Source organism: Ruegeria sp. AA3 (genome assembly GCF_056542905.1).
In genome coordinates this window covers 483,162-503,424 of record NZ_JBQGAQ010000001.1, presented here as the reverse complement: position 1 = coordinate 503,424, position 20,263 = coordinate 483,162, and the positions used below count along the sequence as shown (strand labels likewise).

Here is a 20,263-nt window from a genome sequence, read left to right as displayed (position 1 = left end):
CGCTTACGCCTCGCTGCGTAAAGCAGACAAGCCATGTTGGGCAAAGATTGGGACATACGCACCAAATGCCTGTGCCCGCTTCGGATCAGATGCATTTCCGTCAAGTGCGCGCTTGTAAACACCTTGCAGAATTCCAGCCATTCGAAAGAAATTGAAAGCAAGGTAAAACCCAAAGTTCTCGATCGCTGGAATGCCGCGACGTGCGCAATAGCTTGCGACAAAGGCGCGATCTGTTGGTAAGCCAAGGTTTTCTCGGTCTACGCCCGCCAATCCGCGCCCCTCTTTTCCCGGAGGCAGCTGCCATTGCATGATAACTGCCGCGAGATCCGCATATGGGTGGCCGATGGTCGACAATTCCCAATCCAGGACCCCGATGCAGCCCGTGCCATTCGTTTCAAACATCAGATTGTCGATGCGATAATCCCCGTGCACCAGCGTCCTTTGGTTGTCATCCTCTGGAACTTGATGCTCGAGCGCGGCAATCAACTGGTTCATGTCTGGGATAGTTTCGGTCTCAGAAGCACGATATTGCTTGGTCCAGCGGGCAACTTGCCGTTCGAAATAGTTGCCAGGTGGCCCGTAATCCGAAAGACCAACTGCATCGATATCGACCATGTGTAACTCAGCCAGAACGCGGTTCATTTCATCAATCACGCCCGTACGAGTGGCGTTATCTTCACCCTTCATGACCGGATCTACAAACGTACGCCCTTGCAGGTATTCCATTACGTAAAAAGCCGACCCAATCACCCGGTCATCTTCGCATAGCAGGTGAACTTTCGGCACGGGCACATTGCTGCCAGCAAGCGCACTCATGACGCGAAACTCGCGATCCACTGCATGGGCTGATTTCAGCAAAACCCCGGGCGGCTTGCGCCTTAAAACATAAGCCTCATTCGGTGTGCTGAGCAAATATGTCGGGTTGGATTGGCCTACGGTGAACTTTGTCGCCTTCAATGGGCCGTGAAACCCATCAAGATGTGAGTTAAGATAGGTCTCAACTGCGTTGATATCTAATGTACTATCGGTTTCTTTCATCTACCAAACCTGCGGTCGATCTGGGGCTAAAGAGCGTCGGCAAAGATGTTACCGCCTGTCTGGACGTTGATACCGCCGGATACCGGCAACACCGCACCCGTGATGTAGCTGCCACCACGGCCACACAGGAACAACATACAGCCCGCGATATCTTCGTCACGACCCACGCGACCCAACGGTACCGCCTTGCCGACACGCTCGCGCTTACTTTCATCTTCGGTTGCAAACGCGGTCATGCGCGATACGAACGGCCCAGGCGCCAGAGCATTTACTGTGACACGATACGGCGCAAGTTCCTTGGCCATGATTTTTGACAGGTGAATCACCGCCGCTTTTGACGCGGAATAGCTGTAGGCCCCGTCACCCATCGGGACCTCGCCCATGACCGATCCAATATTAACGACCCGTGCTGGATCATCGTCGCTGGCTGATTTCATTAAAAGCGGCAGTAGTTTTTGGGTCAGATCGAATATACCTGCGACATTGACGGACATCACTTTGTCCCACGCCGAGTGGGGAAACTGACCCATCGGTGCGCCCCAGGTAACACCAGCATTATTCATTAATATTTCAAGAGATTGCGTTCGTTTGTTGACCTCACAAACTAATGCATCAATACCCACTTCGCTGCCGATATCGCCTGCGAAACCTTCTGCAGATCCGGCGGTGCCTAACGCGTTCAAATCTGCCGCAACCTGTTCACATGCATTACCCTTGCGCGAGGCAATCAGAACATGAGCACCGGCGCGAACAAGCGCCTCGGCTGCCATCCGGCCAATACCCGTGGCCCCACCTGTCACCAGCGCAGTTTTTCCGTTGAGTGAAAACAATGTCTCGGGCGTCATGAAATCTCCTTTCAGGTGATCTGCTCTTTGCGCCTATCGTTTGAGACCCAGAGCGGCGGTCATCTTGACAATACGTTCGTGTAATCCAACGATTTCAATTCAAACGAAGCAAGGGGCAAGTGGGGCATATGCAGACATTACTCAGCGTCAAACCGGGCGGACCAGAAACATTGGAGTTGACCACCCTGCCCGATCCCGTGCCAAAGGCTGGTGAGATATTGGTGCGAATTCATGCGGCCGGAGTGAACTTTCCAGATACGCTGATGATCCGGGACCTTTACCAGATGAAGCCTCCTCGTCCATTTGCTCCAGGTGGCGAGATTGCAGGTGAGATCACCAGCGTCGGCAAAGATGTCGTTGATTTCTTGCCCGGTGATCGTGTTCTGGCGCTGACAGGACATGGAGGGTTCGCCACGCACGTGACGCTCAAACCAGCGACGGCGATCAAAATCCCGGATGATATGCCATATGAAGACGCCGCGTGTTTCATATTCACGTATGGCACGTCTTACCATGCGCTCAAAGATCGAGCGCAGCTGCTCTCAGGGGAAACCGTACTTGTGCTTGGCGCATCGGGTGGCGTTGGCGCTGCCGCGATAGAGCTTGCCATAGCCATGGGTGCGCATGTGATCGCGGCAGTTTCGTCCGAAGAAAAAGCACAGTTTTGCAAAAACGTTGGTGCAGATAAAACACTGATTTATCCACGTGATCTGGACCGAGCGGCGCAAAAGGCGCTGTCTGCCGAATTCAAATCGCTGGCCGGTGGCGTCGGTGTGGACGTGGTCTATGACGCCGTTGGCGGGGACTACGCCGAACCTGCCTTGCGCAGTTTGGCGTGGGGAGGCCGATATCTGGTCGTCGGTTTTCCAGCAGGCATGCCCAGCATTCCGTTGAACCTGACGCTGCTCAAAGGATGTCAAATCGTCGGCGTGTTTTGGGGCGCGTCAGTGTTTCGGGATCCGAAAGGGCATTCTCAGAATGTGGGTGAACTGTTCAAAATGTATCGAAGCGGTGCCATCTGCCCTCGTATCAGCGCCCGGTTCCCACTTGAACGCGCGGCGGAAGCGATCGCCAAGATGGACCAACGCAAAACTCTCGGTAAAGTTGTGGTCACAATGGGAACTAAATGAGCTGATATTCATTCAGAACTTTAGATTCTTACCAATATGCGACACAACCACTCGCGCCAAAGGGGCGATGGTCGCTGGACGCCTCAAATTTTCGGGTTTATGAAAAAGAAGAAGATGGGGACAGTTTGAATATGCAAAAAATATTGGTTCTGAATGGTCCGAACCTGAATCTGCTGGGGACGCGGCAGCCCGAGGTTTATGGATCAACGACCTTGAAGATGATCGAGGACCTGTGCGTTGCTCATGGTCAGGCACTGAAACAGACGATCACGCATATTCAAACCAACCACGAAGGCGCATTGATTGATGCGATTCACGCAGCACGCGGCGAACAGGATGGAATCGTCTTGAACGCGGGTGGATACACCCATACGTCGGTCGCGCTGATGGATGCGATTTCTTCCGCCGAAGTTCCGGTTGTAGAGGTTCATCTGTCAAATATTCACGCGCGCGAAGTGTTTCGACACAAATCATACGTCGCCCCAGTTGCCATTGGTCAGATTTGTGGATTCGGCGCACATAGCTATGTGCTTGCGCTGAATGCCCTTGCGGCCCATTTGGCTGAGGGGGGCACTGGATGAACCTCAACGATTATCTGAACTTTCTGAGCTATACCAAGACATTGGAAGAGCTGTGGGATGCCCACTGCCGCCAGATGGCAAAGTTCGGATTTGATCGGTTGCTGTATGGTTACACCCAGTATCGCACGGCGACCTCATTGGGCGACCCCGAGGATTTCGTCATCCTGTCCAACCACTGCAAAGATTACCTTGATGGGTTCCTCCGCTCGGGATTGTATTTTCACGCTCCGATGTTGAAATGGGCCTTGGATCATGAGGGCGCGGCAAGCTGGAGCATGATCAATGACATGATGTCCAGCGGTGTTATGACACCCGAAGAACTTAGGGTTTATGAGTTTAACAAATCTTTGGGTCTTACATCGGGTTATACGGTCAGCTTCAACTCGGTTTCGATGCGAACCAAAGGCGCGATCTCACTTGCGGCCCGAATGCATGGTCAGGATGAAGTGGACGAGATCTGGCAGGAACACGGCGAGGATATTTTGCTGATGAACAATGTTGCTCATCTCAAAATTCTGACCTTACCGTACAACGCTCCGAACCGCGCTCTGACTAAGCGTCAACGAGAGGCGCTTCAATGGGTGGGGGATGGAAAGACCACTCAGGACATCGCGTTGCTTATGGGTTTGACTGCCGCGACGGTGGAAAAGCACCTAAGGCTGGCGCGCGAGGCGCTTTCGGTTGAAACCACAGCGCAGGCAGTGCTTAAGGCGACTTTGCATAACCAGATGTTTGTAATGGAAGCTTGACCCTGATTTGACGCTACATTGCGTCAAATTGACCTAGGGTAAGGAATACATGACTTTCCGAATCTCCCCCATAAATTGCAAATTGGTATTGTTCCGTGAGTGGTGGCTTTAGCCAGGGAACATTTTGATTGGATCTTTGTAATACCAAAGCTCTCTGATCGCTCTGACATAGAGGCGTCTATTCGTCCGCGTCGCTTTGTCGGAATTTTTGAGGGGCCCTTCCATCCCCATCATGCAGGGCCCCTCAATCCCCTCTTTTCCTTGTTGTTGTTTACTGCGCATTGAAAAGCTGCCTAGCACAAAAAAACCCGGCTGCATCGCAACCGGGTCTTTTATGGATTGCAGCCCCTCAGTGAGGCTGTATTTTATCTTTAGCCTTGAGCTGCCTTCGCAACTTCGGCTGCGAAGTCTTCTTTTTCGACAACGATGCCTTCGCCTACTTCCATGCGGACAAATCCGGTGATGGTTGCACCCGCTTCATTAGCCGCAGCTTCGACGGTCAGGTCAGGATTCACAACGAAGTCCTGGTTCAGCAGAGTCGACTCGGCAACGAATTTTTTCATACGACCGACGATCATCTTTTCGATCACCTGCTCCGGCTTGCCGGATTCGCGGGCGATGTCCATCTGGACCTGCTTCTCTTTCTCGACAACTTCCGGGTCCATGTCCGCCTCAGACAAGGCCGCCGGGTTCACTGCTGCAATGTGCATTGCAACCTGCTTGCCGAAGGCTTCATCGCCGCCAGACAGAGCAACAAGAACGCCAATCTTGCCCATGCCGCTGGTTGCAGCATTGTGGACATAGGACACGACAGTGTCACCGCTCAGCTTGGACATGCGGCGTACCGACATGTTCTCACCGATGGTGGCGATCTTGTCGGTCAGGGTGTCTGCAACAGATTTGCCGCCCAGATCGGCAGCCAGCAGAGCTTCGACATCGTCGACGCCTTCGGCTGCATAGGTGATCTTGCCGACCATTTCCTGGAACTCGCCGTTTTTCGCAACGAAGTCGGTTTCCGAGTTCACTTCGACTGCAACACCGTTGCCGCCGTTGACGTGAACGGCCACCAGACCTTCGGCGGCGGTACGGCCCGATTTCTTGGCTGCTTTGGCCAGGCCTTTGGTGCGCAGCCAGTCAACGGCCTCGTCCATATTGCCGCCGGTTTCGGTCAGCGCTTTTTTTGCGTCCATCATGCCTGCGCCGGTCGAGTCGCGCAGTTCTTTTACCATTGCTGCTGTGATTGCCATCTTTTGGCTCTCCTCAATTCAAACGGAATTGGGGCAGGTCTACCCTGCCCCATATGTCATTTACGTGACGGGCAGCTTACGCTTCGGCTTTGGCTTCCGGCGCGGCTTCTTCTGCGGGTGCTTCTTCGGCAACGGCTTCTTCAACCGGAGCTTCTTCGAATGCACCCAGATCAACACCTGCAGCACCCATCTGAGCGGTCATACCGTCCAGAGCGGCGCGTGCGGCCAGGTCGCAGTACAGAGCAATGGCGCGCGCTGCGTCGTCGTTGCCGGGGATGATGTAGTCAACACCGTCAGGCGAGCAGTTGGTGTCGACAACAGCCACAACCGGGATACCCAGCTTGTTAGCTTCGGCGATGGCCAGTGCTTCTTTCTTGACGTCGATGACGAACAGCAGATCAGGAACGCCACCCATTTCGCGGATGCCGCCCAGCGAAGCCTGGAGTTTGCCCTGGTCACGTTCCATGCCCAGACGCTCTTTCTTGGTCAGGCCCTCGGCGCCCGCTTCCATCGCTTCGTCGATCTGGTTCAGACGGTTGATCGACTGGGAAACAGTTTTCCAGTTGGTCAGTGTGCCGCCCAGCCAGCGGTGGTTCATATAGTACTGAGCCGACTTTTCAGCGGCTTCAGCGATCGGGCCAGCGGCCTGACGCTTGGTGCCTACGAACAGAACGCGGCCACCTTTTGCGACGGTGTCACGAACAGCCTGCAGAGCCTGATCCAGCATCGGAACAGTCTGGGTCAGGTCCATGATGTGGATACCATTGCGCGAGCCGTAGATGAACGGGCCCATGCGGGGATTCCAACGCTGTGTCTGGTGACCAAAGTGAACGCCAGCTTCCAACAGCTGACGCATGGAGAACTCGGGAAGAGCCATGCTATTTTCCTTTTCCGGTTTACGCCTCGGCGGGGGTGAAAGAAGCGGATGCTCCAACCGGCGGGCCAGATAAGGATGTCTCCCTCAAATGACCCAAACCCCGCCTGCGGGTTTGAATGGCGCGCGTATATGACAGGATTTGAGACAGTGCAAGGGCCAAATGCCCTTATTTTTCAAGCCGCGCCAAGCTGTGAGCGTGCCGCACGGCCTGTTCGCAATGTGCTGCCAGAGCTTTACGGTTTTCAAAATCGCTGACCTTGGCGGGCTCATGATATATTAATTCCACCCAACCTTGTCGTCGCGCGCCCAACGTCTTGAGCAGATGCGGCCCGAAATCCATGTCACCCCACCAACCGTAAAAGCGCGCAGGCTGCCCTTTGGGCGCATGAAAAATGGCTGAGACGGGTTGGACATACATGAATTCACGCAGCTCATCTGTAAAGAACGCAGCGAAAAGCGTTGTTTTGAATGGCAAAACTCGCAAACCATCTGTCGAAGTGCCCTCTGGGAAGAACAATAGCTTATGCCCGGCTTTAAGGCGCTCTTCGAATATGCGGGTCTGTTCGCGAGCTTTTTGGCGATTTCGCTCAATGAATACCGTACCGGTTGCTTGTGCCAACCATCCGATCCCCGGCCACTTCGCCACCTCGGCTTTCGAGACAAAGTACACGCGTTTGCGGGCATTCAGCGCAAAAATGTCCAGCCAAGACGTGTGATTTGCGACCACGGCGCCACGTTCCCTCATCAACTCACCAGAGCTATGAAATCCTATCCCGAGGATCCTGAACGCGTTGCGGCAGACAAATTGACTGATGAAAGGTGTAACTGGTCGCTGAACGCCACATAATGGACGTTCGATCAAGCGTATCGACAGCAGAACGATCAGGCCCCCAAAAACTAGCACCGCCAGAGGGACGCCGCGCAAAAACACCAATATCCAGCCAAGAACACTAAGTTCGATCGGATCAGGTTCGTCTTCGCTCTGCCATGAGGGATCGCTCACCTCGTTACGCTCCACTGTAAATGCGTCGCTGACGCTCGTTCATGCGGGTGGTGTCGAGGATCAGGCACACATCGGTTGTATTGAAGGCATGATCGATAAAAGCCCCCTCACCGACGAAACCGCCCAGACGGAGGTAAGCCTTGATCAGGGATGGCACCTGAACCATGGCAGCACGACGATCCAGGGCATCGGCCGGCAGTAGGTCCATGGGCTGAAACACGCCCGGCTGTGCCCGGACCCTTAGGTCTGGTGGGGCTAGATGGTTGTGATGCAGCATCGATAGCGGCTGTGCCAGCTTCTGGACATCGGTGCCATGAAAGCTTGCGACGCCGAACAGAACTTCGATTTCGCGCTCAGTGACGTAGGCCGCCAGCCCATTCCACAGGTGATACAACGCAGTGCCACCACGGTAGTCGGGATGCAAACACGAACGCCCGAGTTCCAACAGTTTGCGCCCGCTTTGCTTTAAAACGGTGAGGTCATATTCATCCTCGGAATAGAACTGTCCCAATTCGGCCGCTCGCTCACCGGGAAGCAATCGATAGACGCCGACAACCTCGCCCGTTGAATCATCAATGGCCAGCATATGATCGAAATGAGGGTCGAACCGGTCTTTCTCGAGCCCGGACTCATGGTCCACCATCTCACCACCGCCGCCGAGTTCACGCACAAAGACGTCGTAGCGCAGACGCTGGGCTGCGCGTTGTTCAGCCTCGGTCTCAGCAAGTTTTACGGTGAATGAGGGGCCTTTATCCGGCATCAATGATTGGTCCGTTATTTGTGATTGCGCGCTGATAGCGCGATTGCATTGCGAAAGGCAACAAGCCCGCGTTTCGCCTGAGTTGTTAACCTTTCCTAAACCAGTTTCACGGATCAAAGACCGGCATCAGGGCTATGCGTGTCCCATCGATTACCACTTTCCCCTGCTCGCGAAAGTTCACGGTGATCTTGCCCCCGATATTGGACTGCACCTGTCCAACGCCCCAATCGGGGAAATCGGGGTGGCGGACATACATGCCCGGTGCAAGAATGGCATTCAGATCTGTCATATTGGGCTCCGGGTCCTGAGGCAGATGCAGCAGGAGGTACGCATGGGCGCTTCAGACGTCAACCTGGCCGAATTGATCGGCTCTCGGATCTGTCATGATCTGATCAGCCCAATTGGGGCAATCACCAACGGGCTTGAACTGTTGGAGATGGTTGGCGCAGTCCAGGGTCCCGAGATGGAGCTGATTTCCGGCAGCGTTGGAAGTGCGGGCGCGCGCATCCGGTTCTTTCGCGTGGCCTTTGGGGCAGCCAGTGATCAACCGCTGGGAAGAACTGAGGTAATTGAACTGCTGAAGGATCTGGAGAAGGCGAGCCGGGTTCGGATCACATGGAACCTGACCGAACCCGTGCCGCGCAATCAGGTTAAACTCGCCTTCCTCGCCGTGATGTGCTGCGAAAGCGCGATGCCGTTTGGTGGTGAGGTGGAGATCGAAACTCGGGGTGATGCGTGGACTGTGACAGGAACAGCCGACAAACTGAATCTAGACCCCGATTTGTGGAAAGGGGTTTCAACCGGCTGTTTTGCCAGCAAAGTCAGTCCTGCGCATGTTCAATTTGCACTGTTGCCCGAAACCGCCGCTGCGATGGGGCGTCGGGTTGCGGTAGAAACGACCACAACCCAGGTGAAACTGAGATTCTAAGCCCTCGTCGTTCCGTTTCCACGCACCAGATATTTAAAGCTGGTCAACTGAGCCGCCCCGACAGGTCCGCGCGCATGCATCTTGCCTGTTGCAATGCCGATCTCGGCGCCCATTCCGAACTCGCCACCGTCGGCAAACTGGGTTGAGGCGTTGTGCATCAGAATAGCGCTATCGAGACGTTCGAAGAAATGCGCTGCAGCAGCAGTGTTCTCGGTCATGATGCAATCTGTATGGCTGGAACCATACGTATTGATATGATCGATCGCAGCATCGATGTCAGCAACAGGCTTGGCTGCGATGATGCTATCCAAAAACTCCTTGCCCCAATCCTCATCAGTTGCGGCAATAGTGCGATCATTGGCCAAGATGCCTTGTGCATGAACCTCGACACCCGCCGCTTGAAGCGCCGCAATGACGTCACGCCCAAGCGTTTCCGCCACGTCCTGATGCACCAACAAACACTCCGCAGCACCACAGATGCCAGTGCGCCGCGTCTTGGCATTCAATACCACATCCAGCGTCTTCTGAGGGTCTGCAGCCTTATCGACATAGATATGAACAATGCCTTCAAGATGGGCAAAGACCGGCACGCGCGCCTCGCGCTGCACAAGACCGACCAAACCTTTGCCGCCGCGCGGGACAATGACGTCAACGTAATCTGTCATCGTTAGCAGCTCTTGCACTGCGGCACGATCACGGGTCGGTATCAGTTGGATTGCATCTTCGGGCAGGTTGGCGGCCTTCAGTCCTTCGACCAAACAGGCATGAATAGCGGTTGACGAATGAAAACTCTCGGACCCGCCGCGCAGGATTACTGCATTGCCCGACTTCAGGCATAGCGCACCCGCATCCGCCGTCACATTGGGGCGGCTTTCATAGATCACTCCGATCACACCCAAAGGCGTGCGTACACGCTGAATGTTCAGACCCGAGGCCATGTCCCATTCGGCCAGAACCTCACCCACAGGATCGGCCTGATCAGCCACGGTTCGCAAGCCGTCAACCATACCTTGAACGCGCGCCTCATCCAGCATCAGGCGGTCCATCATCGCTGGACTTAGGCCCTTCTCACGACCAAACTCCAAATCTTTCTTGTTGGCCTCAATGATGTCATTGCGATTGTTCAAAACGGCATCTGCAGCCGCGATCAACGCCGCGTGCTTTCGTTTGGCGCTGGCAAATGTCAGTTCGCGCGAAGCCAATTTCGCGCGTTTGCCGAGGTCTTCCATCAGGCTGGGAATACTGTCGAAGTCTTTCATCTCGTAAGCCTTTCAGGTGGTTCTCTCTATTCTATCAAAGCGCCAGATCATCGCGATGGATTAACACTGCGCGGCCCGGATAGCCTAGTGTGGTTTCGATTTCAGAGGACTTGCGCCCCTTGATCGCGTCGGCCTCTTGCGCGGTATAGCGGCTGAGGCCTTGCGCCAGTGGTCGCGCTGCTGGGTCTAGGATCGTAACTGGGTCACCGCGTCCAAATTCGCCGGTCACTTCAACAATTCCAACAGGAAGAAGGCTTTTACCGTTTGTCAGAGCTGTAACCGCACCATCATCGATCATGATCTCACCACGCGGTTTCATGGCCGATATCCAGCGTTTCCGGGCAGCATGCGGATCAAGTGTTGCTGTAAACCAAGTGCAATTTGCGCCGTTTTCCAGCGCTTTCAACGGGTTCAATGTTGACCCTTCAGTTATTGCCATGGTGCAGCCGGCAGCCGTTGCCATCTTGGCGGCGAGAAGCTTGGTTTTCATTCCGCCTTTAGACAGACCCGATCCCGCATCACCGGCCATGGCCTCGATCTCGGGCGTGATCTGGTTGATCACCTCGTATCGAGTTGCGGTGGTATCTTCGATCGGGTTGCCAGTATAGAACCCGTCAACGTCTGACAACAAAATCAATTGATCTGCGCCGACCGTCACGGCGATCTGTGCAGCCAACCGGTCATTGTCCCCATACCGAATTTCATCGGTCGCCACTGTGTCATTTTCGTTAACGATAGGCACAACACCTAACCCAAGTAATGTCTCAAGCGTCGCGCGAGAGTTCAGGTATCGCCGCCGGTCTGCACTGTCCTCTAGCGTCACCAAAACCTGCGCGGTCTTGATGTCATGTGGCGTTAATACTTCTTCATACGCTCGGGCCAACCTAATTTGACCGACAGCAGCCGCGGCCTGAGATTGCTCTAACGGCAGCGTCTGCATTGGCAATCCAAGAACTCCACGCCCAAGCGCGATCGAGCCCGAAGATACCAGGATGACATCTGTCCCCTGCCCTTTTAGCCATGCCACATCCCGTGCGAGCGATTGCAACCACTCCAATCGCAACTGGCCGGTTTTCCGATCCACCAGCAAGGCGGACCCAATCTTGACCACCATGCGGTTTGCGGCGGTCAGGGTTGCCAAGGCTCTGCCTCCTCGGTGGGTTTTTGCCGCAGGCGGTTTTCATCAATCTGTGCCCGCAAAGCGCGCAGCACTTCTGTTACACCCAGATGCGCAACGCCAGACATCGTCATAACCGGGCCACCCACGGATTGCTCGAGCTCTTCCTTGGCAAGCTCAAGTTCTTCCTCATCCAGAGCGTCAACCTTGTTCAGAACGGTGATACGCGGCTTGTTCGCAAGCTCGCCGCCATAGGCCTCAAGTTCGTGAATGATGGTGCGGTAATCTTCGGCGACGGTTTCGGACGTGCCATCGACCAGATGCAGCAGAACGGCGCAGCGTTCGACATGGCCGAGGAAGCGATCCCCAATCCCACGCCCTTCGTGCGCGCCTTCGATCAGGCCGGGGATGTCTGCGACGACGAATTCCACGTTATCTACGCCGACAACGCCCAGATTTGGGTGCAGCGTAGTAAAGGGATAGTCAGCGATTTTGGGCCGAGCGTTTGATGTTGCGGCCAGAAAGGTTGACTTGCCCGCATTGGGCATCCCAAGCAGACCCACATCCGCAATCAGCTTCAGCCGCAACCAAATCGTGCGATCAATCCCCGCCTGCCCCGGATTGGCACGGCGAGGGGCTTGATTGGTGGCTGATTTGAAATGCAGGTTACCGAACCCGCCGTTGCCACCTTTGGCTAACAGGACCCGCTGACCAACTTCCGTCAGGTCGCAAATCACGGTCTCTTCGTCTTCATCGAGAATCTCGGTTCCGACAGGCACACGTAGGATGATATCATCACCATCCTTGCCAGTACGCTGCTGACCGCGGCCGGGTTGACCGTTCTTGGCGAAGAAGTGCTGCTGGTAACGAAAGTCGATCAGGGTATTCAGCCCGTCCACAACTTCGGCCCATACCGAACCGCCCTTACCGCCGTCCCCGCCATCGGGTCCGCCGTATTCGATGTACTTTTCGCGTCGGAAGCTGACGCAGCCGCCACCTCCGGCCCCGGACCGGATGTAGACCTTTGCAAGATCGAGAAATTTCATAGCTGTCCCCTACTGCAAAGGCCCCATCGGCCACAAGTCAGAGTTTCTTTGTATACGTCCAGGTGGGCACATTCGCATCGCGCGCCACCGAATATGTTTCCGCATCGCCAAGATACTGGAACCCGCAATGAGTCAGCACCCGAGCTGAGGCCGGATTGTCCTGAAACACGCTGGCGAACATGGTCGCGTTTTCCAGCGGATTGGCTTTGACCAGAGTTTCAACAGCCAAAGATGCAATACCTGTGTTCCAATAAACCGGCGCGACCCAATAGCCGATTTCGGATTGATTGCGATCCAGCTTTTCAAGCGAAGTCAAGCCAATCAGCTCGGGCCCGCCATCTTTGGTCGCATCCATCGCCCAAACGTCCTCGTCCCGCTCGTCCGACATGGCGCGCGTTACGAACGCCTCGACAGCTCCGGGCGGCAGCGGATGGGCGATCCGCGTGGTCATGCGCGCGACACGTTCATCGCCGGCGTAGTGCTCAATTAGTCCCATATCCGACCGGCGCAGGGGGCGCAGGTCGAACCGCTCGGTTTCAATGACCGGCTGATTTATTATCGCCTCAAGTTTCATGAGTGCGTTCCTCCTCCGAACAACACAAAAAGTACGGACGCAACTGTCAAACTGGCTAACGTCCACATCAGATATTTTTCGGCAGGCCGACCTTCAACCGCATGGGCGATCCGATCTCCTGCAAATGTCCAAATCGGGTGCAACACGATCTGGCAGATCAACAAACAGAGAGCGATCGTGAGAGTCGCCTCAAAACTCGGTGTCCCTGCGGCCACAAATCCAGTGAAGCCCGCAATAATCATCGCCCAGGCCTTGGGATTAAGCGGGTGTACAATTAACCCCGCCAGAAATCCGGGCACTTGCTTATCCGTTTGACCGCGAGAAAGCCGCAGATTGGCGATTTTCCACGCAAGCCAGCAAATATAGGCAGCCGAAGCGTATTTGAGCGCCTCAAACACCAGCGGCGCCTGATCGGCCACCTGCATCAGTCCGAAACCAACCGGCCAGATGATCAACTGCTTGCCCAGAATGACCCCGCCTACAAACGGCAGCGCCGACCGAAACCCATAGCGCGCACCTGTTCCCAGCAGGACCATGTTGGCTGGTCCCGGTGTGCCAACCTGCGAGGCGGCAAAAATCAGGAAACTGGTGGTTGCGACTGTCATCGGCTCTGGTGATCACGACTGCGTTAAAACGAAAAAGGGACCGGCACTTTGTGCCGGTCCCCCATGAATTTTTCTTAAACCTTCTGGGTTTCGGCTTACTCTGCGGCCTCCGCCACTGGCAGGACCGAAATAAAGGTGCGGTTTTTAAGTCCCTTATGGAACTTCACGGCGCCATCGACAGTTGCAAAGATTGTGTGATCTTTGCCCATACCTACGCCTTCGCCCGGCCAGAACTTGGTGCCGCGCTGACGTACGATGATGTTGCCTGCGATGACTGCCTGGCCACCATACAGTTTCACGCCAAGGCGGCGACCTGCTGAGTCGCGACCGTTACGGGAGGAACCGCCAGCTTTTTTATGTGCCATTCTCTCTCTCCTTAGCCTTGAGCCAGCTCTTTGGCTTGCTCAACCCATTCGGGTTTCACTTTGATGGTGTCGATAGCAGCAATCTGCTCATCCGACAAGGCGGCCAGAGCGGCAAAGCTCTCGATACCGGCCTCAACCAGCTTTTTGGCAGCGGCAGGGCCGACACCGTTCAGCTTGGTCAGATCGTCAGCAGCAGCGGCGGGTGCCTCTGCCTTGGCTTCTGCTTTCTTGGCAGGCTTTGCAGCAGGTGCCGCTTCGCCAGCCGGAGCAGATCCGGTTGCAGCTTTGATGCCCGACTTGTCAGCGCCCGACGACAGGATGTCGGTGATCTTGACCAGAGTCAGCTTCTGACGGTGGCCAACGGTGCGCTTTGAGCTGTGCTTACGACGGCGCTTGACGAACTTGATGACCTTGTCACCTTTGATCTGTTCGATCACTTCGGCCTGTACGCCTGCGCCTTCAACGAAAGGTGCACCAACAACCGGAGCGTCACCGCCCAGCATCAGAACATCGTTGAATTGAACTTTTTCACCTGCGTCGGCAGCCAGCTTTTCAACGCGGAGGATATCACCCGCCTGAACCTTGTACTGCTTGCCGCCAGTCTTGAGGACCGCAAACATGCGTCTTTCCTTTGTCTAACCGCGTTCTGTGGTCCCCGGTTGGGTGTTTCTGGCTTTCGCCACCTCGAACAGCGCGCCCTTTTCGGGCAGAGTGGATGACCCTTAACGCGTTGCTATCGGGTCAAAGAATAACGATACCCGGCGCGGAAAACCGGCCGGGATGCGCGCTTATCCAAGCATTGCCCGCTAAAGTCAACCCAAAACCGGGATCAAAGATCCGAGGCGCTCATTGCCTGCGCAACGGCCTGGCCAAGCTGGTATGAGATGCTGTTGAGCATCTCGTCAAAACTCTTGAACAAAGCCGCGTTTAGGGCGCGTCCGGCATCCGTGCGCGAAAAGGCAATGTTCTCGCGCAATTGCGTTTCACTCAAAGGCCGATAGGCTAAAAGAAGAAATGAGTACATCCATTCCGTCGTTTCTGCCTTGGTCTGCTCATGTTGGGACAGCAATTCATCCAACACGGATGCCTCATCCAATGACCCGTTCTGCTCCGAGGCGATCCCACGGTAGAAACTGAAGTCTGCACTTATGGTTCCCCGGACATTCTGTTCGATTAAGTCGTTAACCTGCACGTACTCGTCCACCAGACGAAAAAACATGTCTTCACGATCACTCTCAAAATAGGCCGTTCGCGCCATCTGATCGATCGTATCATCCGCCAGAGCCTTCCGAGCTGAATTTTCAAGAGAAACAATGCTCTGCCCAAGATCGCTTTCGAAAAAGATCGAAGACTGTTCCAATTGTGCATTGGTCATTATGCGCCCAACCGATTGCGAAAGGCGTTTGTACATGGATGAAGGATCATACAATTCAGCAACCTGAGCCTGAAAATACGACCCTCCCGCTCCGCCCAGCATCGACTCGTCAATCGAGAGCCCTTGGGCCAAGCCCTCTTCGCTTAGAATTTCCAGGAAATCCGACAAATGCATGGCCTGCATCAACCGTTCAGCCTGCTGATTGGCTGCCAAGGGCACTGCCCATACGACCAACAAGATCGCAGCGGCGAGAACGCGCATCAGATATCCTGCGCCGGACGAAGCTCGGCCATGCGGGTCGCCAAAACCTCGAATCGCATTGCCATGATCTCGTATTGGATTGCGTTCAACAGCTCATACACCTCTTGCATCAAAGGCTGTTCCAGAGCCTCGACATAGGCGTCGACATCATCATCCGAGAATTCTTGGTAGGTGTAAGCCGCACCGGCCAATGCAGACAGTTGCAGCGATCGACGCATATCGCCTTCGTTGCGGCGCATCATTTCACGCAGCTCATCCCCATTGAGTTGCAAGTCGATAATGCCGGACGCACTGGCCGCCATCAAAAACCGAACCTGAATCTCCTGCAGTGCTCGTAAGGAAGTGCCGCTTGCATCTACCGCTCGGTTCATTCGTTTCAGGCTTTCGACGCGGGAAGATCCATTTTTGATGAGCTCGGACACAATTTCCTGCCCCGCAAGCTGCTTGGCATCATCATCTTCATCCGAATGAGCTGCGTTTTCGGCAACGACTAGTCTTTGCCCCAACGCGGATGCATAAAATGTCACAGCATGGTCCAACGCCTCGTCGCTGAGCGTCTGCTCGAGGATTGAAACAGCGGTATCGTACATGAGTTCTGTATCGAATACTTCTTCAGTCAGTCGCGTCCAATCTGAACCGAAACCGTCGGGGTCAATTCCCAGCATTTGCGGGGCCGAGGCAGACGCATGCGCGATACTTTCCAACGCAACGTCAAACCCTGTTGTGGTCAGAAATGCCTCAATCTGGTCTCGGCTGGCGGCATGCGACTGCGCCGTCATGGCACCTAGCGAAAGAAGCAGAAGTATAACACTGATGGTAAACTGGCGTAGATGGTAGGTCATACCCATCAGCCTAGGAGTTTTCTTGTCTCTGGCAATGGAAAATCCCAGGATCACTAAATTCCGGAATTTTCCACTTGCGCCCCTGCCCGTTCACCACTAAATCCCCCCTTCACAGACCCCCGCGGAGAGGTGCCGGAGTGGTCGAACGGGGCGGTCTCGAAAACCGTTGTGGGTGCAAGCCCACCCAGGGTTCGAATCCCTGTCTCTCCGCCACTTTGCTGAGACTAGTACATGCCTTTGTCAGCGGCGCGAAGCGTCACTCGCTTTTGGTGTACTATCCGTTTGACAACAGCTGGGTCAGTATCCAGATATCTCAAAATAGTTTTAGAGTTTAAGCAAACATGTCTGCTTAAGTCCGCGCCGCACAAAAATACAAAGACTGGGATGGGCTCGTAGCAGCCTCGGAACTCCTGAAGCATAGAACCCTGTCTCGTATTCCACGATCTATCCCCTGCCCATGAGAGGCATTCAGCGTGGTGCTTTTATTCTGCTGTGGCAGCTCCAGTTATCGCCATTCGCTACAAGTATTAAATGTAGCGCTGCGCGAACTAGCAGAGCGCGGGGTGAAACGGACCATACCTACTGCTATCACCGCCTTTACCTTGGCGCATAGTATTACACTGGCCTTGGCTTCATTGAAATTGATCCATGCCCCTTCCCCACCTGTGGAAGCTGTCATCGCTTTGTCAATCTTCATTCTTGCGGTTGAAATTGCAAAAATGCGACGGCGAGCAACTGCGTATGTCCAAGAGATGGCCGTGGTGTGTCTCATTTTCTTTCGGCCTTCTACACGGCCCGGTTTTTGCCAGTGCTCTGAATGAAATCGGGTTACCAGAGGGAGACAAATTTGTTGCTCGTTTGGGGTTCAACCTTGGTGTGGAAATCGGTCAAATCATGTCTGTTGCCGGGATCCTTTCACTGGCGAGTTGATCACGAAGCTTTCTCCGGCATTCGAACGGATCAAAGCAGAGAAACGGCAATTTCTAAACACGGCGACCATTTATCTGATAGGCTCAGTTTTGGCTGGTTGAACGTGTTGAGGGATTTTGGGGATAGAACGGTTTCTTATGTCGAGTGCGGAGAAGCAAATCAATTGGATGCCACATCTTCCGCTGTTGATGGCCATTCTCTGTCTGTTTTTCTGTGTCGTGGCTTGGCCCCGGTCGCTGCACGCATGTTCGGTTTGCATCGAACTACCGGAAGCTTCTGTTGCGGACCATATTCTTTCGGCAGATTTCATCGTCCTCGCGCGACCTCAGCCAGACAATCCTTTCAAGTTCGCACCAATACAAGTGTGGAAAGAAAATGATCGGAAAATTGGTAGACTACCTGAGATCCCGTTCCTGATCGACAGCGTGACAAGGCGCGCGCTGCAATCCGATCCCGACAAGACTGTGCTATTCACTTACGGCTCTATTGACCGGGATAGCGCTGGCCGCGCTATATCCCGGCGTTGGACACGAATTTTTCTGATGACGCCTGAAAGAGCCGAATTTGTAAATCGCTTGCGAGAGGCCGCAGCGTTCTGGCCTTCCACAAAATCCGTTAAACAGGAACGAATAGCCTTTTTGGCCAACTACCTGTCACACCCAGACCCGATCTTGCGCAATGTCGCATTGATCGAGATACATCGGGCACCGTATCAACTCGTGCAACCCCTAAAAACCTCTGTTGAGACAAGCCAGCTATTGGAAGAATTCGGCAGAATTGATCGCGTCAGTTATGTACCGGTTTCCATCCGGCTACTGGGCCTGCAGACTGACGAAACGGCCGCTGCTGTTGTTAGGTTCAATTTTGCGGAGATATTGCGATCAAAAAGATCAAATGTATATGAATGGGCACTTGCCGGGATCGAAGTCGATGGCATGAAAGCAATCCGCGCAATCGGAGAGGCACTCGGGCAATTCCATGTGCACCATGCAAGCATCAAGGAACTTGTTCGGGCATTGGCTGATGGCGGCACCGTTCACCCGGAATATAGACCATACATCATTGGTTTGTATTCTGAGGCCATGGCTAATAACGCGTCTTTGGCTGCCCGCATCGCAACGACCATGCAAAACTGGCATTCAAAGGCATTAAACCATCAATTCGAAAGCCTTCTCCAAGGCGACGAAATTGATCCAGCAACGCGATTTGTTCTCGCTGCGATTGTGGATGCAAAATTCAAGGATTGATCGGAACTAAAATTGGTTTCGTGCCGAATTCTCACGCTCTGACTGTAGATCAATCAATGTCCTAACTTTATCGAATGTTTGATCTGTGTTCAGGAATGTGCCTCGCGGAAACGCGGCGAATTCCGAACTCTGCCCACGCTCGCAAGTACCGAAAACGGTCCTAAGGTGACATCCAACAGCAAGCTGAGATGCTGTGGTGGTATTCTGCTTTCTAGACATTCGCCGCCGGTGCAGAACATCCCCCACAGTGAATTCAACCAGCGAATAATTTCCCGAACCGGAAACACCCGCAAGTTCCGAGATCTTATTGCGTAGATACTGATGTCTACGTCTTCAAACGTGTTCTGGCGCACCGCACAGATGTTCTTCATCTTAGATCGCCTCGTTCATTCCGGCTGCTTGATTCAGAATCCAGTCAACACCGCGCAGAAAGTCGTCGATTGTGAGCGGATTGTTTTCTCCGCTGGATGCGGAGAGCACAAAGCCATGCGCATAGTCGATCAGAAGGTGAACAAGGACATCTCCGCCATCGCTATTCTTCAGCTGGTCCGTGCTGGTCTTCAATTCTACCGCGACACGGACAAGATCCTCGCTCATGAGTGTCACGTCGTTGAGGATCGCGCGCAGAAGTTTAGCGTTCTTCAACGCATACCCGTAGTAGGTCGCCAGTATGCTGCGGGCCCGTTTGATCGGAGGGTCGCCTTCAATGTCATCCAGGACACCCTCGAATGCAAGCTCAACCAGATCGCTCAAAAGCTGCTTCTTGCTACCTGCGTGATACGTGACTGCCATCGGGGTGACGCCCAGTTGTTCAGCCAACACACGAAATGACAGTCCTTCAACGCCGCCTTTCTGAACGATCGGCAGCGCCGTTCTGAGGATCAGTTGCTTTGAGAGCTTTTGCGACGACTTTACCGGCCGTCCGACTGAAACGACCTTGGTCACCGTTTCACCTTGTATTCAAGGTCCACCAGCCCCGAAGGGAAAGGTGTTGAGGACACCAGTTCCAGATCAATGTCCCTGTCGTTGGAACCAAAAATCCGGATGCCATCACCAAGAAGGATTGGGACGATGGTAATCTTCATGTCTTCGATAAGACCCGCCTCGATAAACGATCGAATAACCGCGCCACCATCGACATAGGCCCGTTGCAATCCGCGCTTCTGCAAAGAGGCGAATAGGACATTCGGCTCAAGCGTTGAAACCTCAACCCTGCTGCGCAGCTCCATGGGAACGTCTTCGTCAGTCATAGTGCGGCTCATCACGATGCAGGGGATGGAGTATGGCCACTCCCCGAATCCCACAACCGTGCGAAACGATCCCGACCCCATGACGATCACATCCATCCGCCCCTGAAACTCTGCAAAGCCGTGATCTTCGTTCTGCGTCGCTTGCTTGTTCAGCCAGTCAAGCGCGTGGTCGGGTCTTGCAACAAAACCATCCAGGCTCATGGCCATCATGATGTGCCCAGTTGTCATATCGGT

25 protein-coding genes and 1 tRNA gene are annotated in these 20,263 nt (G+C 54.4%); 8 read left to right on the top strand and 18 right to left on the bottom strand.

The features are described from left to right. Positions 1-3 precede the first annotated feature (3 nt). Both ACR0JR_RS02520 and ACR0JR_RS02515 read right to left on the bottom strand, forming a co-directional pair. Positions 4-1,038 carry a phosphotransferase family protein gene (locus tag ACR0JR_RS02520; protein ID WP_480454893.1) on the bottom strand — a complete coding sequence of 345 codons (1,035 nt, stop codon included), beginning with the start codon at positions 1,036-1,038 and terminating at the stop codon, positions 4-6. 26 nt (positions 1,039-1,064) lie between these two features. Further along, positions 1,065-1,883 carry an SDR family NAD(P)-dependent oxidoreductase gene (locus ACR0JR_RS02515; RefSeq protein ID WP_480454892.1) on the bottom strand — a complete coding sequence of 273 codons (819 nt, stop codon included), beginning with the start codon at positions 1,881-1,883 and terminating at the stop codon, positions 1,065-1,067. Between the two features lie 128 nt (positions 1,884-2,011). On the opposite strand from ACR0JR_RS02515, the gene ACR0JR_RS02510 reads away from it, so the two are divergent. From ACR0JR_RS02510 to ACR0JR_RS02500, 3 genes are all read left to right on the top strand, one after another. Beyond that, positions 2,012-3,013: an NADPH:quinone oxidoreductase family protein gene (locus ACR0JR_RS02510; protein WP_480454891.1), complete on the top strand. Its 1,002-nt coding sequence runs from the start codon at positions 2,012-2,014 to the stop codon at positions 3,011-3,013. Between the two features lie 131 nt (positions 3,014-3,144). Then, positions 3,145-3,594 carry a type II 3-dehydroquinate dehydratase gene (gene aroQ, locus ACR0JR_RS02505; RefSeq protein ID WP_480454889.1) on the top strand — a complete coding sequence of 150 codons (450 nt, stop codon included), beginning with the start codon at positions 3,145-3,147 and terminating at the stop codon, positions 3,592-3,594. Next, positions 3,591-4,343, top strand: a complete 753-nt coding sequence (locus ACR0JR_RS02500) for an autoinducer binding domain-containing protein (protein WP_480454888.1) — start codon at positions 3,591-3,593, stop codon at positions 4,341-4,343. The genes aroQ and ACR0JR_RS02500 overlap by 4 nt, the downstream gene beginning before the upstream one ends. A 371-nt stretch (positions 4,344-4,714) precedes the next feature. On the opposite strand, the gene tsf is transcribed toward ACR0JR_RS02500, so the two are convergent. The 5 genes from tsf to ACR0JR_RS02475 form a co-directional block, all read right to left on the bottom strand. After that, complete coding sequence (gene tsf, locus ACR0JR_RS02495; RefSeq protein ID WP_170770869.1) at positions 4,715-5,590, bottom strand: translation elongation factor Ts; 876 nt, start codon at positions 5,588-5,590, stop codon at positions 4,715-4,717. A gap of 76 nt (positions 5,591-5,666) precedes the next feature. Then, the gene (gene rpsB / locus ACR0JR_RS02490) at positions 5,667-6,467 is read right to left on the bottom strand and encodes a 30S ribosomal protein S2 (protein ID WP_010440118.1); all 801 of its coding nucleotides are present in this window, start codon (positions 6,465-6,467) and stop codon (positions 5,667-5,669) included. Between the two features lie 166 nt (positions 6,468-6,633). After that, positions 6,634-7,470 (bottom strand): lyso-ornithine lipid O-acyltransferase, encoded by an 837-nt coding sequence (olsA, locus tag ACR0JR_RS02485; RefSeq protein WP_480454887.1) that lies wholly within the window; start codon positions 7,468-7,470, stop codon positions 6,634-6,636. A 4-nt stretch (positions 7,471-7,474) separates the two neighbouring features. Further along, on the bottom strand, positions 7,475-8,230 hold the full coding sequence (gene olsB / locus ACR0JR_RS02480) for an L-ornithine N(alpha)-acyltransferase (protein WP_480454886.1): 756 nt from the start codon (positions 8,228-8,230) through the stop codon (positions 7,475-7,477). Positions 8,231-8,336: 106 nt separating this feature from the next. Continuing rightward, positions 8,337-8,519, bottom strand: a complete 183-nt coding sequence (locus ACR0JR_RS02475) for a DUF3553 domain-containing protein (RefSeq protein WP_010440107.1) — start codon at positions 8,517-8,519, stop codon at positions 8,337-8,339. A 42-nt stretch (positions 8,520-8,561) separates the two neighbouring features. On the opposite strand from ACR0JR_RS02475, the gene ACR0JR_RS02470 reads away from it, so the two are divergent. Further along, complete coding sequence (locus ACR0JR_RS02470) at positions 8,562-9,158, top strand: histidine phosphotransferase family protein (RefSeq protein WP_480454885.1); 597 nt, start codon at positions 8,562-8,564, stop codon at positions 9,156-9,158. Here the strand turns inward: ACR0JR_RS02470 and ACR0JR_RS02465 are convergent. The 9 genes from ACR0JR_RS02465 to ACR0JR_RS02425 all read right to left on the bottom strand — a co-directional run bounded on the left by ACR0JR_RS02465 (position 9,155) and on the right by ACR0JR_RS02425 (position 16,602). Continuing rightward, positions 9,155-10,417: a glutamate-5-semialdehyde dehydrogenase gene (locus ACR0JR_RS02465; RefSeq protein ID WP_480454884.1), complete on the bottom strand. Its 1,263-nt coding sequence runs from the start codon at positions 10,415-10,417 to the stop codon at positions 9,155-9,157. The genes ACR0JR_RS02470 and ACR0JR_RS02465 overlap by 4 nt on opposite strands. A 34-nt stretch (positions 10,418-10,451) precedes the next feature. Next, the gene (gene proB / locus ACR0JR_RS02460; protein WP_480454883.1) at positions 10,452-11,558 is read right to left on the bottom strand and encodes a glutamate 5-kinase; all 1,107 of its coding nucleotides are present in this window, start codon (positions 11,556-11,558) and stop codon (positions 10,452-10,454) included. Continuing rightward, positions 11,546-12,580: a GTPase ObgE gene (gene obgE, locus ACR0JR_RS02455; RefSeq protein ID WP_480454882.1), complete on the bottom strand. Its 1,035-nt coding sequence runs from the start codon at positions 12,578-12,580 to the stop codon at positions 11,546-11,548. Before obgE ends, proB begins: the two co-directional genes overlap by 13 nt. Before the next feature lie 37 nt (positions 12,581-12,617). Next, entirely contained in the window at positions 12,618-13,154 is a 537-nt protein-coding gene (locus ACR0JR_RS02450) for a GNAT family N-acetyltransferase (RefSeq protein ID WP_480454881.1), read from the bottom strand. Continuing rightward, complete coding sequence (locus ACR0JR_RS02445; RefSeq protein WP_010440095.1) at positions 13,151-13,759, bottom strand: LysE family translocator; 609 nt, start codon at positions 13,757-13,759, stop codon at positions 13,151-13,153. Before ACR0JR_RS02445 ends, ACR0JR_RS02450 begins: the two co-directional genes overlap by 4 nt. A gap of 95 nt (positions 13,760-13,854) precedes the next feature. Next, entirely contained in the window at positions 13,855-14,124 is a 270-nt protein-coding gene (gene rpmA / locus ACR0JR_RS02440) for a 50S ribosomal protein L27 (protein WP_480454880.1), read from the bottom strand. A gap of 11 nt (positions 14,125-14,135) precedes the next feature. Beyond that, complete coding sequence (locus ACR0JR_RS02435; protein ID WP_170450721.1) at positions 14,136-14,744, bottom strand: 50S ribosomal protein L21; 609 nt, start codon at positions 14,742-14,744, stop codon at positions 14,136-14,138. 209 nt (positions 14,745-14,953) lie between these two features. Then, positions 14,954-15,760 (bottom strand): DUF2059 domain-containing protein, encoded by an 807-nt coding sequence (locus tag ACR0JR_RS02430; protein WP_480454879.1) that lies wholly within the window; start codon positions 15,758-15,760, stop codon positions 14,954-14,956. Then, positions 15,760-16,602: a DUF2059 domain-containing protein gene (locus ACR0JR_RS02425; RefSeq protein ID WP_480454878.1), complete on the bottom strand. Its 843-nt coding sequence runs from the start codon at positions 16,600-16,602 to the stop codon at positions 15,760-15,762. The genes ACR0JR_RS02430 and ACR0JR_RS02425 overlap by 1 nt, the downstream gene beginning before the upstream one ends. Positions 16,603-16,725: 123 nt before the next feature. Here ACR0JR_RS02425 and ACR0JR_RS02420 point away from each other — a divergent pair. From ACR0JR_RS02420 to ACR0JR_RS02405, 4 genes are all read left to right on the top strand, one after another. Beyond that, a tRNA-Ser gene (locus ACR0JR_RS02420) sits at positions 16,726-16,815 on the top strand. Positions 16,816-17,075: 260 nt separating this feature from the next. Beyond that, positions 17,076-17,423 (top strand): HupE/UreJ family protein, encoded by a 348-nt coding sequence (locus ACR0JR_RS02415; protein ID WP_480454877.1) that lies wholly within the window; start codon positions 17,076-17,078, stop codon positions 17,421-17,423. Next, positions 17,344-17,532, top strand: a complete 189-nt coding sequence (locus ACR0JR_RS02410) for a HupE/UreJ family protein (RefSeq protein ID WP_480454876.1) — start codon at positions 17,344-17,346, stop codon at positions 17,530-17,532. The genes ACR0JR_RS02415 and ACR0JR_RS02410 overlap by 80 nt, the downstream gene beginning before the upstream one ends. Before the next feature lie 542 nt (positions 17,533-18,074). Beyond that, the gene (locus ACR0JR_RS02405; RefSeq protein ID WP_480454875.1) at positions 18,075-18,779 is read left to right on the top strand and encodes a hypothetical protein; all 705 of its coding nucleotides are present in this window, start codon (positions 18,075-18,077) and stop codon (positions 18,777-18,779) included. A gap of 372 nt (positions 18,780-19,151) precedes the next feature. Here ACR0JR_RS02405 and ACR0JR_RS02400 read toward each other — a convergent pair whose 3' ends face one another. Continuing rightward, positions 19,152-19,724 (bottom strand): TetR/AcrR family transcriptional regulator, encoded by a 573-nt coding sequence (locus ACR0JR_RS02400; protein ID WP_170539636.1) that lies wholly within the window; start codon positions 19,722-19,724, stop codon positions 19,152-19,154. After that, positions 19,721-20,257: a dihydrofolate reductase family protein gene (locus tag ACR0JR_RS02395; RefSeq protein WP_480454874.1), complete on the bottom strand. Its 537-nt coding sequence runs from the start codon at positions 20,255-20,257 to the stop codon at positions 19,721-19,723. The genes ACR0JR_RS02400 and ACR0JR_RS02395 overlap by 4 nt, the downstream gene beginning before the upstream one ends. Positions 20,258-20,263: the final 6 nt, after the last annotated feature.

Excerpts from the sequence above, each read along its gene's own strand:
- ACR0JR_RS02395 (WP_480454874.1), bottom strand. The coding sequence starts at position 20,257 with ATGACAACTGGGCACATCATGATGGCCATGAGCCTGGATGGTTTTGTT.
- obgE (WP_480454882.1), bottom strand. The coding sequence starts at position 12,580 with ATGAAATTTCTCGATCTTGCAAAGGTCTACATCCGGTCCGGGGCCGGA.
- ACR0JR_RS02470 (WP_480454885.1), top strand. The coding sequence starts at position 8,562 with ATGGGCGCTTCAGACGTCAACCTGGCCGAATTGATCGGCTCTCGGATC.
- ACR0JR_RS02450 (WP_480454881.1), bottom strand. The coding sequence starts at position 13,154 with ATGAAACTTGAGGCGATAATAAATCAGCCGGTCATTGAAACCGAGCGG.
- rpsB (WP_010440118.1), bottom strand. The coding sequence starts at position 6,467 with ATGGCTCTTCCCGAGTTCTCCATGCGTCAGCTGTTGGAAGCTGGCGTT.
- aroQ (WP_480454889.1), top strand. The coding sequence starts at position 3,145 with ATGCAAAAAATATTGGTTCTGAATGGTCCGAACCTGAATCTGCTGGGG.
- ACR0JR_RS02510 (WP_480454891.1), top strand. The coding sequence starts at position 2,012 with ATGCAGACATTACTCAGCGTCAAACCGGGCGGACCAGAAACATTGGAG.
- ACR0JR_RS02405 (WP_480454875.1), top strand. The coding sequence starts at position 18,075 with ATGACGCCTGAAAGAGCCGAATTTGTAAATCGCTTGCGAGAGGCCGCA.
- ACR0JR_RS02500 (WP_480454888.1), top strand. The coding sequence starts at position 3,591 with ATGAACCTCAACGATTATCTGAACTTTCTGAGCTATACCAAGACATTG.
- olsB (WP_480454886.1), bottom strand. The coding sequence starts at position 8,230 with ATGCCGGATAAAGGCCCCTCATTCACCGTAAAACTTGCTGAGACCGAG.
- ACR0JR_RS02465 (WP_480454884.1), bottom strand. The coding sequence starts at position 10,417 with ATGAAAGACTTCGACAGTATTCCCAGCCTGATGGAAGACCTCGGCAAA.
- tsf (WP_170770869.1), bottom strand. The coding sequence starts at position 5,590 with ATGGCAATCACAGCAGCAATGGTAAAAGAACTGCGCGACTCGACCGGC.
- ACR0JR_RS02435 (WP_170450721.1), bottom strand. The coding sequence starts at position 14,744 with ATGTTTGCGGTCCTCAAGACTGGCGGCAAGCAGTACAAGGTTCAGGCG.
- ACR0JR_RS02475 (WP_010440107.1), bottom strand. The coding sequence starts at position 8,519 with ATGACAGATCTGAATGCCATTCTTGCACCGGGCATGTATGTCCGCCAC.
- ACR0JR_RS02445 (WP_010440095.1), bottom strand. The coding sequence starts at position 13,759 with ATGACAGTCGCAACCACCAGTTTCCTGATTTTTGCCGCCTCGCAGGTT.
- ACR0JR_RS02425 (WP_480454878.1), bottom strand. The coding sequence starts at position 16,602 with ATGACCTACCATCTACGCCAGTTTACCATCAGTGTTATACTTCTGCTT.
- ACR0JR_RS02520 (WP_480454893.1), bottom strand. The coding sequence starts at position 1,038 with ATGAAAGAAACCGATAGTACATTAGATATCAACGCAGTTGAGACCTAT.
- ACR0JR_RS02410 (WP_480454876.1), top strand. The coding sequence starts at position 17,344 with ATGTCCAAGAGATGGCCGTGGTGTGTCTCATTTTCTTTCGGCCTTCTA.
- ACR0JR_RS02430 (WP_480454879.1), bottom strand. The coding sequence starts at position 15,760 with ATGCGCGTTCTCGCCGCTGCGATCTTGTTGGTCGTATGGGCAGTGCCC.
- ACR0JR_RS02515 (WP_480454892.1), bottom strand. The coding sequence starts at position 1,883 with ATGACGCCCGAGACATTGTTTTCACTCAACGGAAAAACTGCGCTGGTG.
- rpmA (WP_480454880.1), bottom strand. The coding sequence starts at position 14,124 with ATGGCACATAAAAAAGCTGGCGGTTCCTCCCGTAACGGTCGCGACTCA.